A 10,306-nucleotide genomic window follows, 5' to 3' on the forward strand; every position below is an offset into this window, starting at 1 on the left:
TTGCGCAGGCGGCCGCCGTTAGCGTAAGGCGTCGCGCCCATCCGTTTCTCACCCTGCGGCGCCAGTGCCTGCAGCTCGGGCTTCAGCCTGCCTTGCGGGTCAAACAGGTCATCCGGATGATAGCTTTGCAGCCAATCCTGCAGCAGCTGGCGGTGTTCGTCGTTTTCACGGCATTCGGATACGGGCACCTGATGCGCGCGCCAGAATCCTTCCACCTTTTTACCGTCCACCGTTTTCGGCCCGGTCCAGCCTTTCGGGCTGCGTAGAACGATCATCGGCCATGCCGGCACGCTGTCGCCGGTTTTGCCCTGGCGTGCCTGCTGCTGGAGGTCACGGATACGATCGAACGCGTGATCCAGCGTGTCGGCCATCAGGCGATGCATGGTTTGCGGATCGTCGCCGCTAACAAACAGCGGTTCATAGCCATAGCCGGCAAACAGCTGGCGCAAATCGTCGTCGCTACTGCGGCCAAGCAGCGTAGGGTTGGCAATTTTATAGCCGTTCAAATGCAGGATTGGCAGCACCGCGCCGTCCCGTGCGGCGTTTAAAAACTTAGTGCCGTGCCAGCTGGCGGCCAGCGGGCCGGTTTCCGCTTCGCCATCGCCGATCACGCAGGGCACAATCAGATCCGGATGATCGAACGCGGCGCCAAAGGCGTGCACCAGTGAATAGCCAAGTTCGCCACCCTCGTGTATGGAGCCGGGCGTTTCCGGTGCGGCGTGGCTGGGGATCCCGCCAGGGAACGAAAACTGGCGAAAAAGGTGTTGCATTCCCTGCGCATCCGCGCTGACGTTTGGATAGATTTCGCTATAGGTGCCTTCCAGCCAGGTATTGGCGACCATGCCAGGCCCACCGTGGCCGGGGCCGCAAATATAAAGCAGGTTAAGATCGCGCTGGCGAATAATGCGGTTCAGGTGCGCATAGATAAAATTCAGGCCTGGCGTGGTGCCCCAGTGTCCCAGCAGACGAGGCTTAATATGTTCAGGCTGCAGCGGTTCGCGCAGCAGAGGATTAGCCATCAGGTAAATCTGCCCGACGGACAGATAGTTAGCGGCGCGCCAGTAGCGGTCAAGCAGCGCTAATTCTGATTCGGTAGCGGAATGGGGTGAAGGGGTGTCCATCTGCTGCTCCTTTTGAATGAGTCAGCTAAAAGCATAGACGCCTGAGGAAGTTGTGCAGGAAGCGGCAAAATGTGCGTGTAAAAAAGGCGGGAAATCCCGCCTTTCTTCTGGCTACAGCCTTATTGCCGTCAATAACCCGTTTTGCCAGCGGTTTCAGAGGGCGATCCCGCTTTACAGGTTATTTACCGATCGCGGCCGCGGCTTCTTCTGCTTCATCATTAGCCGCGGTGAACGGCGTATAGTCGAGCTGCAAAATACGGCTGGTTTCCGCCAGCTGATGCTCGGTCGCCGCCACGTTGCCGTTCAGTTTTTGGCCGTAAGAGGGCACTATCGATTTCAGCTTCGCCTGCCATGATGGCGTGGTCATTTGTTCGGCAAAGACTTTGCTCATCAGATCGATCATGATAGGCGCGGCGGTAGAAGCGCCCGGTGAGGCGCCCAGCAGTGCGGAGATGGTACCGTCCTGTGACGTGACCACTTCCGTACCCAGCTTCAACACACCGCCTTTTTGCGCATCTTTTTTGATAATCTGCACGCGCTGGCCCGCTTTAACCCGTCGCCAGTCTTCTTTTCTCGCTTCCGGGAAATAGTCCTGCAGCGCCTGACAGCGGTCATCATCGGTTAGCATGACCTGGCCTACCAGATATTTCACCAGGTTGAAGTTATCCAGGCCGACATGCACCATTGGCTTAAAGTTCGACGAGGTCATTGACCCGAACATATCCCATAGCGAGCCCTGCTTGAGGAATTTGGTCGAGAAGGTGGCAAATGGCCCAAACAGCAGCACCTGTTTGCCATCCAGCATCCGCGTATCCAGGTGCGGCACGGACATCGGCGGCGCACCAACCGAAGCTTTACCGTACACTTTGGCCAGATGGCGCTTCACGATGTCCGGATTTTCGCTCACGAGGAACTCTCCGCCGACCGGGAAGCCCGCATATTCTTTCGCTTCAGGAATGCCGGTCTGCTGAAGTAGCGTTAATGCTGCGCCGCCCGCACCGATAAAAATGTATTTAGTGCGGATGGTTTTGCGACGACCGTTATTCTTCAAATCGGCAACGGTGACGTTCCAGCTGCCATCGCCGTTGCGCTTAAAGCCGCGAACTTCGTGGCCGGTTTCCAGCGAGAAATGGGGGTTTTTCTGTAACGAGGTCACCATCTGGCGCGTTATTTCGCCAAAGTTCACGTCAGTGCCCGTGGTGATACGCGTGGCGGCGACGCGATCTTTTTGTGCACGACCTTCCATCAGCAACGGCGCCCACGCCCTGATCTGCTCTGGATCTTCTGAATACTCCATGCCGCGAAACAGCGAGCTTTTTTGCAGCGCCGTAAAACGTTTTTTCAGAAATGCCACATTATCGTCGCCCCACACAAAGCTCATATGGGGAACGGTATTGATAAAGCTGCGTGGATTACGCAGGACGCCTTTCTGGACCAGATGGGACCAGAACTGGCGGGAGATCTGGAAGGCTTCGTTGATCTCGACGGCTTTTTTGATATCAACCGAACCGTCTTCCTTCTGCGGCGTATAGTTCATTTCGGCCAGCGCGGCATGTCCGGTGCCTGCATTATTCCAGCCGTTAGAGCTCTCCTCGGCCACGCTGTCGAGGCGTTCGATCATACTGATACGCCATTCCGGTTCCAGAGCCTGCAACCAGGTGCCCAGCGTTGCGCTCATCGCGCCTCCGCCGATCAGTAATACATCTTTTTCTTCATCTGCCGTAGCGGCTTTCGCAGAGCCCATAGCGGCCAGAAGTCCTGCTAATTTTGGCATGAGGCGACTTCTCCGTATGTTGATAAATCAACATGGTGAGCAGGTGAAACGGCGGCGGTCTCTTTCGGACCGTGGTAGCCGCTTCGCTGAGTACAGGGCGTTTCCATCACAAAAACGGATGATTAACGCGCGTTAAGCGTTGTAGAAATATACCATTGTTACGCATCAATTAAAAAATTGTTTAAAGATTAAAAATGAGAATGAATAATCAAACAAAATTAGAAGAAGTGATGGCGGTCACTGTCTCAATGAAGAAGGCGACAGGCAGGGTGTTATCTTATTTTTAATTTTCAGTCGGATAGGGTAGTTAAGCCCTGGTGGAGGGCGGGGAAAAACAGGCAGGAAATGCGTGAAAAACCCGCACGGTCGGGCGCAATGACTGGCTTATCAGGTTTCCCTGAATGTTAACTGATTGTTAAGTTAGCCTGCCATGCGGTCGTCGACACGCAAAGTAAGGGGAAAGAGACGAAGATTTTTCAGCGGGTAGGACGCCTGACAATAACGTCGGCCTGCACAGTGACTTTTTCAGGATAAAAAAATGCCTGCTCCGCACGGGCGGAACAGGCATTGTTTATAACAACCGGAGGCGTCAGGCTTTTTTCGCCGCCGCAGCAGCTTTAACGATCACGGCGAAAGCATCGGCTTTCAGCGACGCACCGCCAACCAGCGCGCCATCGATATCCGGCTGGGCAAACAGCTCGGCTGCATTCTTGTCGTTAACCGAACCGCCGTACTGAATGATGACCTGTTCTGCAACGGCGGCATCTTTTTTGGCGATATGGTCACGAATAAATTTGTGCACGGCCTGAGCCTGAGCAGGCGTAGCGGATTTGCCGGTGCCGATAGCCCAGACGGGTTCATAAGCAATGACCACGCCGTTGAACGCGTCTGCGCCTTGGGTTTCCAGTACGGCATCAATCTGGCGCGCGCAGACTTCTTCGGTTTTACCCGCTTCGTTTTCCGCTTCGGTCTCGCCAATGCACAGCACCGGGATCAGGCCAGCCGTTTTCAGCACTGCAAATTTTTTGGCAATCAGCTCGTCGCTCTCTTTATGGTAAGTGCGACGCTCGGAGTGGCCGATAATAATGTATTTTGCGCCTACGTCTTTCAGCATGTCGGCAGAAATTTCGCCGGTGAAAGCGCCTGACAGGTTAACGTCGACGTTCTGTGCGCCAAGCACGATATGGCTACCCGAGCTGGCATGCTTTGCCAGATCCAGATAAATCGTTGGAGGGGCAATGGCTACGCCGCAGCCATCCACAGCGCTCAGCTCATTACGCAGACCGGCAATCAGCTCGTTAACCATGTGTTTGCTGCCGTTCAGTTTCCAGTTACCCATTACTAACGGATGTCGCATTCTATCCTCCACGCTTAGCGCGATACGGTTTAATTACCCTGCCTCAGCAGCGTTGTCTGCCGGACAGTATAGAGATCAAAGCCCTTCAGAGCTTTGCTTTTCGTCATTTTTAAAGCCGGTCAGCTGCCGTTCAGGGCAAGTTTTACTGGCTCAATAGCGAAAGTCAGCCCTTTTTCGCCGTTATCGGCCACCACATAACGCAGCGCGCCTTCCGCCTGGGCAGAGTAACGCGAGCCTTTTCCCTTGCTCAGCAGATCGTCCAGCCGCTTCTTACTCTGCAAAGGGGTCAGCGTCGGTTCAAAAAAACGCGTCAGCGCGATCATATAAGCCAGTGCTTTATCCCGTGCGGCTTTCTCTTCCGGGCCCGGCACCGGCAGCCAGGTAATCTGTAACGTTTTGATCTTACCGGTTCCCTGTTCCAGTGCGGTAGAAGAGTAGAGATTTTCATTGATCTTGCTGGCGGCACGGGTCAAATTACTTTTATCGCCGCGGCTGTCCGTCGCCCGGTATTCAGCAATCTGTAACTTTGGATTGATAGCATTATACTTTTCGCGAAACTGGCCGATAGTCATATCAAAGGTCGGCGCACCCGCCAGAAGATAGGGCGCTGTAGGCATATGTTCAGCACGCTCCTGAGGATCGGCCTCTGCCCGAACGGGCAGGGTAATCAGCCAGACCAGTAACATAAAACCCGTGCACAACCCTTTATTCATTATTTGTCGCTCTGACCAATACAGTTAACGCAAGATTAAAACGGACAATGACCGGCAAAGTCAAAGCCTGACGCTGTTCTGAGGAAGAAAAAATGACCTTACAAGCGTGGTGTTTCTCCTGGCGCGGCAGGCTTGGGCGGCGCGATCTGTGGATTTGGCTGACGCTGTGGCTGCTGCTGCTGACCTTACTGTTTACCCTGGCTGCACAAGGCTGGCTCAGCACCCAGACGGCCGCATTCTGCGTGGTCTGCCTGCTGTGGCCTTCCAGCGCCGTGGTGGTAAAACGGCTGCATGACCGCAATAAGTCAGCCGCCTGGGCGTTATTGCCGATCGTCGCGTGGATGCTGCTGGCAGGAAACTGGTCAGCGCTGCCTGCCACCTGGGAATGGACGCTGGGGCGTTTTATCCCAACATTGATCCTGGTGACCATGAGTCTGGAACTGGGCGCTTTCAGCGGCAGCAAAGGCGCAAACCGCTTTGGCAAAACCACGCTACAGGTAAACTATTTTGGCCGTCGGACGCCCGATTACCAGTAGTGTTCGCTGGTGATATGGCCGGGTTTACGTTTCAGATGCTTGCGCATCGCGCGCGTCTCTTTCAGCAGCTGCTGGGTGTCCCTGACCATCTGCGGATTGCCGCACAGCATGATATGGCTCTCCTCAGCCGTCATGGAGAGACCGACAGCGGCTTCCAGCTCGCCGCTTTGTATCAATGCGGGCACACGACCGGTCAGCGCGCTTTCGGCTGCTTCACGGCTGACCACCGTCTGGATACGTAGCTGGCCCTGATAGCGCTGCTCCAGCGCCTGCATCAACGGCAGATAGCTCAGGTCCTGAGCGTAACGGACGGCATGAACAAGGACGATATGGTCAAAACGCGCCAGGCCTTTGCCTTCCTGCAGGATAGAAAGATAGGGACCGATTGCCGTTCCGGTGGCCAGCATCCACAGCGTTTTGCACTCGGGAATTTCATCGATAACAAAAAAACCGGCGGATTCTTTGGTGATCATCAGCGTCTGGCCCGGCTGTAGAGCATGCAGCCGCGGGCTTAATTTGCCTTCCGGCACCGTCACCAGATAGAACTCCAGATTGGGCTCGCCAGGCGCGTTTACAAAAGAGTAAGCGCGCTGTACGCGTTCGCCATCCACTTCCAGCGCCAGCTTGGCAAACTGACCGGCAATAAAAGGATCGATGGGTGCGGTGACGGTAATGCTGAAAAGGCTCTCCGTCCAGTCCTGCACCTGCTGTACTGTGGCATTGACCCACTCGGCCATAGTGCGCTCCTTAGTCAAAACGGTTGAAGGGCCTATCTTCGCTACGGAATGGCTTTTTTGCCAGCCTCCGTTCTGCGCAAAGCTCATATCGACAAATCCGGCGTTCAGCGTACAGTTTCATTTACGCTGCTGACCGCTTTTCCTGACACTTAATTAAAGACCATTTTTCGTCACCCTCTCGCTTTGTCATACGTTCCTGATATTTTCCTCGCTATCAAAAACCCTTCCTGGCAAATCGTCCTGTTTAAAGACGACATAGCCGATAAATTGTGCTGATGAAATGAAAAAAGTTGCAAACGGGCAGCTACTGGTGATGCTGATCGCGCTGGTGGCCGTCGGTCAAATGGCGCAAACCATTTATGTGCCTGCGATGGCGACTATCGCGCAGGATTTCGGCGTACGTGACGGCGTGGTACAGCGCGTGATGGCCGCTTATCTGATGACCTACGGCGGCTCACAGCTGCTGTATGGCCCCCTCTCGGATAATATCGGGCGACGTCCGGTTATCCTGGGGGGATTGGCTATTTTCATGATCGGTTCGCTGGTAGCGCTCGGCGCACCTGATTTCGACCTGCTGGTACTGGGCAGTGCCATTCAGGGACTGGGCACGGGCGTAGCGGGCGTGATGGCGCGCACTATGCCTCGCGACCTGTATGCGGGCAGTGCGCTACGCCAGGCTAACAGCCTGCTCAATATGGGCATTTTAGTGAGTCCGCTGGTTGCGCCGGTTATTGGCGCATTACTGACCCACCTGTTTGGCTGGCATGCCTGTTTTATTTTCCTGCTGCTGCTCTGTCTGTGCGTGGGCACGGCGATGCTGCGCTGGCTACCGGAAACGCGTCCCGCTCCGCTGGAGAAACGCGCGCTTTTTTCACGCTATCGGCCGTTGCTGGCTGATAGTACTTTTGTGCGCTATTTGATTATGCTGATGGGTGCGCTGGGCGGTATCGCCGTGTTCGAGGCCAGCTGCGGGGTGCTGATGGGCGGTGTGTTGGGGCTCAACAGCCTCACGGTCAGCCTGCTGTTTATTCTGCCGATTCCGGCGGCGTTTTTCGGGGCGTGGTTTGCCGGTCGTGACAATAAGCCTTTTCAGCAGCTGATGTGGTGGTCCGTTAACAGCTGTCTGCTGGCTGGCGCGCTGATGTGGATCCCGGCCTGGTTTGGTGTGATGACTATCTGGACGCTGGTCGTGCCTGCCGCGCTGTTTTTCTTTGGCGCGGGGATGCTGTTTCCGCTGGCGACCACGGGCGCGATGGAGCCATGGCCCTATATGGCCGGCACTGCGGGGGCACTGCTGGGCGGCCTGCAAAATTTGGGATCGGGCCTGGCGGCCTGGCTCTCGGCGCTGCTGCCGCAGACCGGCCAGTTCAGCCTGGGGATGCTGATGTTCGCCATGGCGTTACTGATCCTGTTGTGCTGGCTGCCGCTGTCGAAACGGCCGGAGATGCACGCGGTATAAAGTCACGGGCCGGTTGGCCCGTGCAGGCTTTACAGAATATAAGGATGCAGGCTCTCGTCCTTGCGATCCAGGTAGTGAATGGACTGAATGCGACGAATGGTGCGCGATTTACCGCGCACCAGCAGCGTTTCGGTAGTCGCAACGTTACCCTGACGCGTAATACCCTTCAGCAGATCGCCGCTGGTGATACCGGTTGCGGAGAAAATAACGTTATCGTTCCGCGCCATGTCAGCAAGCGCCAGCACTTTTCCGGCTTCAATGCCCATTGCCTCGCAGCGTTGCCGTTCCTGTTCGCCCAGCTCGCGGTTTTCCGGCGTATCGCCTTTTACCTCGTGGCGTGGCAGCAGGCGACCCTGCATATCGCCATCCAGCGCGCGGATCACTGCAGCAGAGACCACACCTTCCGGCGCACCGCCGATACCGTATAGCACGTCTACTTCGCTGTCCGGCATACAGGTAAGGATAGAAGCAGCCACATCACCGTCGGGGAAAGCAAAAATACGCACGCCCAGCTGCTGCATCTCGGCAATCACGTGGTCATGGCGTGGCTTGGCAAGAATAGTAACGGTTAGTTCTGTTAGCGGTTTTTGCAGCGCACGGGCTATGTTTTGCAGGTTTTCCGCCAGCGGTAATGCCAGATTGATAGCGCCTTTTGCGCCGGGGCCGACCGCCAGCTTTTCCATATACATATCGGGTGCGTTCAGGAAGGTTCCTTTATCGCCAACCGCCAGCACGGCCAGCGCGTTTGCCTGGCCCATGGCGGTCATGCGTGTCCCTTCAATGGGATCGACTGCGATATCCACCGCATCGCCCTGGCCGTTCCCGACTTTTTCACCAATGTACAGCATTGGCGCTTCATCGATCTCGCCTTCGCCAATCACGATTTGCCCGTCGATAGCGACTTTATTGAGCATGATACGCATAGCGTGCACCGCCGCGCCGTCGGCCGCGTTTTTGTCGCCGCGCCCCAGCCATTTATAGCCAGCCAGCGCGGCCGCTTCGGTGACGCGTGAAAATTCAATAGCGAGTTCTCGTTTCATAATGGGCCTCGGGAAAGTAATGAGGCAGGAAGTCTGGCATGGCGGGAAGGAAAAACGCCAGCATTCTTATCGCTGCGTTATGGACGGCGGCTGTTTACTGAGGGGGAGCGCAGGGGGGAAAGCGTGCCCGCAGCGAAGACAGCTGCGGGCAAGGAGGCATTACTCTTCTTGTTCTGCCCATGCCTGAGCGCGGGAAACGGCTTTTCTCCAGCCGGCATAGCGATAGTTACGTTCGGTCGTTTCGATGCTCGGACGGAATTCGCGCTCAATAACCGCCTTGGCACGGACCTCATCCAGATCTTTCCAGAAGCCCACCGCCAGGCCTGCCAGATAGGCGGAACCCAGCGCGGTGACTTCCAGCACTTCCGGACGCTCGACTCGCGTGCCCAAAATATCGGACTGGAACTGCATCAGGAAGTTGTTGGCTACCGCACCGCCGTCGACACGCAGAGACTGCAGGCGGGTGTTGGAGTCATTGTGCATGTCTTCCAGCACGTCACGCGTCTGGAAGGCAATAGATTCCAGCGTGGCACGAATAATGTGATTGGCATTGGCGCCGCGCGTCAGGCCGAAGATAGCGCCGCGTGCATACGGATCCCAGTAAGGTGCGCCCAGGCCAGTAAAGGCCGGCACCATGTACACGCCGTTGCTGTCTTTCACTTTGGTAGCGAAGTACTCAGAGTCGGTAGCGTCACCAATCAGCTTCATCTCGTCGCGCAGCCACTGGATAGAAGCCCCGCCGATAAATACCGCGCCTTCCAGCGCATAGTTAACTTCGCCACGCGGACCGCAGGCGATAGTGGTCAGCAGACCGTTGGTCGAGGTGACCGCTTCCGTCCCGGTGTTCATCAGCATAAAGCAGCCGGTACCGTAGGTGTTTTTCGCCATGCCCGGCTGTACGCACAGCTGGCCATACAGCGCTGCCTGTTGGTCGCCAGCAATACCGGCAATAGGAATACGCGTGCCGCCTTTACCGCCGATGTTGGTCTGGCCGTAAACCTCTGAGGAGGATTTGACTTCTGGCAGCATTTCACGTGGGATATCAAGGATATCCAGCATGCGCTGATCCCATTCCAGCTTGTGGATGTTGAACATCATGGTACGCGAGGCGTTGGTGTAATCGGTGATATGCACCCGTCCCTGCGTCATTTTCCACACCAGCCAGGAATCGACGGTACCGAACAGCAGCTCGCCGCGCTTTGCACGCTCGCGCGAACCTTCAACGTGATCCAGAATCCATTTAACCTTGGTGCCGGAGAAATAAGGGTTAATCACCAGGCCTGTAGTGTGCTGAATATACTCTTCCAGCCCTTCTTTTTTCAGGCGGGCGCAATAGTCGGCGGTACGTGGATCCTGCCAGACGATAGCGTTATAAATGGGCTTTCCGGTCTCTTTGTCCCAGACGATAGTGGTTTCGCGCTGGTTGGTGATGCCGATGGCGGCTATCTCGTCAGAGCGGATATCGGCATGGGCCAGGACTTCCACCAGCGTGGAGCTTTGCGATGCCCAAATATCCATCGGGTCATGCTCGACCCAGCCTGTCTTCGGATAAATTTGCTGAAATTCGCG

The 10,306-nt window shown here is 56.0% G+C and carries 8 protein-coding genes and 1 pseudogene; 2 read left to right on the forward strand and 7 right to left on the reverse strand.

Translation table 11 applies throughout. The features are described from left to right. From RTK32_RS13135 to RTK32_RS13150, 4 genes and pseudogenes are all read right to left on the reverse strand, one after another. Positions 1-1,121: pseudogene (locus tag RTK32_RS13135) on the reverse strand (phosphoketolase family protein); the annotation flags it as partial. Between the two features lie 178 nt (positions 1,122-1,299). After that, a complete protein-coding gene (gene mqo / locus RTK32_RS13140) occupies positions 1,300-2,895 on the reverse strand; it encodes a malate dehydrogenase (quinone) (RefSeq protein WP_312044632.1) in 1,596 nt (531 codons plus the stop codon). A gap of 589 nt (positions 2,896-3,484) precedes the next feature. Next, the gene (gene tpiA / locus RTK32_RS13145) at positions 3,485-4,252 is read right to left on the reverse strand and encodes a triose-phosphate isomerase (protein ID WP_312044634.1); all 768 of its coding nucleotides are present in this window, start codon (positions 4,250-4,252) and stop codon (positions 3,485-3,487) included. Positions 4,253-4,371: 119 nt separating this feature from the next. Next, entirely contained in the window at positions 4,372-4,965 is a 594-nt protein-coding gene (locus tag RTK32_RS13150; protein WP_312044636.1) for a DUF1454 family protein, read from the reverse strand. Positions 4,966-5,057: 92 nt separating this feature from the next. On the opposite strand from RTK32_RS13150, the gene RTK32_RS13155 reads away from it, so the two are divergent. Further along, a complete protein-coding gene (locus tag RTK32_RS13155) occupies positions 5,058-5,501 on the forward strand; it encodes a DUF805 domain-containing protein (RefSeq protein ID WP_312044638.1) in 444 nt (147 codons plus the stop codon). On the opposite strand, the gene fpr is transcribed toward RTK32_RS13155, so the two are convergent. Further along, positions 5,492-6,238: a ferredoxin--NADP(+) reductase gene (gene fpr / locus RTK32_RS13160; RefSeq protein WP_312044640.1), complete on the reverse strand. Its 747-nt coding sequence runs from the start codon at positions 6,236-6,238 to the stop codon at positions 5,492-5,494. The genes RTK32_RS13155 and fpr overlap by 10 nt on opposite strands. 280 nt (positions 6,239-6,518) lie before the next feature. On the opposite strand from fpr, the gene emrD reads away from it, so the two are divergent. Next, entirely contained in the window at positions 6,519-7,697 is a 1,179-nt protein-coding gene (gene emrD / locus RTK32_RS13165) for a multidrug efflux MFS transporter EmrD (protein WP_312044642.1), read from the forward strand. Positions 7,698-7,726: 29 nt separating this feature from the next. Here emrD and glpX read toward each other — a convergent pair whose 3' ends face one another. After that, the gene (gene glpX / locus RTK32_RS13170) at positions 7,727-8,737 is read right to left on the reverse strand and encodes a class II fructose-bisphosphatase (RefSeq protein ID WP_312044644.1); all 1,011 of its coding nucleotides are present in this window, start codon (positions 8,735-8,737) and stop codon (positions 7,727-7,729) included. Between the two features lie 159 nt (positions 8,738-8,896). Next, the coding region (gene glpK, locus RTK32_RS13175; protein ID WP_312044646.1) for a glycerol kinase GlpK at positions 8,897-10,306 on the reverse strand (1,410 nt) is incomplete at its 5' end.

It is taken from the genome of Erwinia sp., from assembly GCF_031978025.1.
Taxonomy (GTDB): domain Bacteria; phylum Pseudomonadota; class Gammaproteobacteria; order Enterobacterales; family Enterobacteriaceae; genus Erwinia.

What these genes read in the sequence shown, in the direction of transcription:
- mqo (WP_312044632.1), bottom strand. Translation starts at nt 2,895, where the DNA reads ATGCCAAAATTAGCAGGACTTCTGGCCGCTATGGGCTCTGCGAAAGCC.
- tpiA (WP_312044634.1), bottom strand. Translation starts at nt 4,252, where the DNA reads ATGCGACATCCGTTAGTAATGGGTAACTGGAAACTGAACGGCAGCAAA.
- RTK32_RS13150 (WP_312044636.1), bottom strand. Translation starts at nt 4,965, where the DNA reads ATGAATAAAGGGTTGTGCACGGGTTTTATGTTACTGGTCTGGCTGATT.
- RTK32_RS13155 (WP_312044638.1), top strand. Translation starts at nt 5,058, where the DNA reads ATGACCTTACAAGCGTGGTGTTTCTCCTGGCGCGGCAGGCTTGGGCGG.
- fpr (WP_312044640.1), bottom strand. Translation starts at nt 6,238, where the DNA reads ATGGCCGAGTGGGTCAATGCCACAGTACAGCAGGTGCAGGACTGGACG.
- emrD (WP_312044642.1), top strand. Translation starts at nt 6,519, where the DNA reads ATGAAAAAAGTTGCAAACGGGCAGCTACTGGTGATGCTGATCGCGCTG.
- glpX (WP_312044644.1), bottom strand. Translation starts at nt 8,737, where the DNA reads ATGAAACGAGAACTCGCTATTGAATTTTCACGCGTCACCGAAGCGGCC.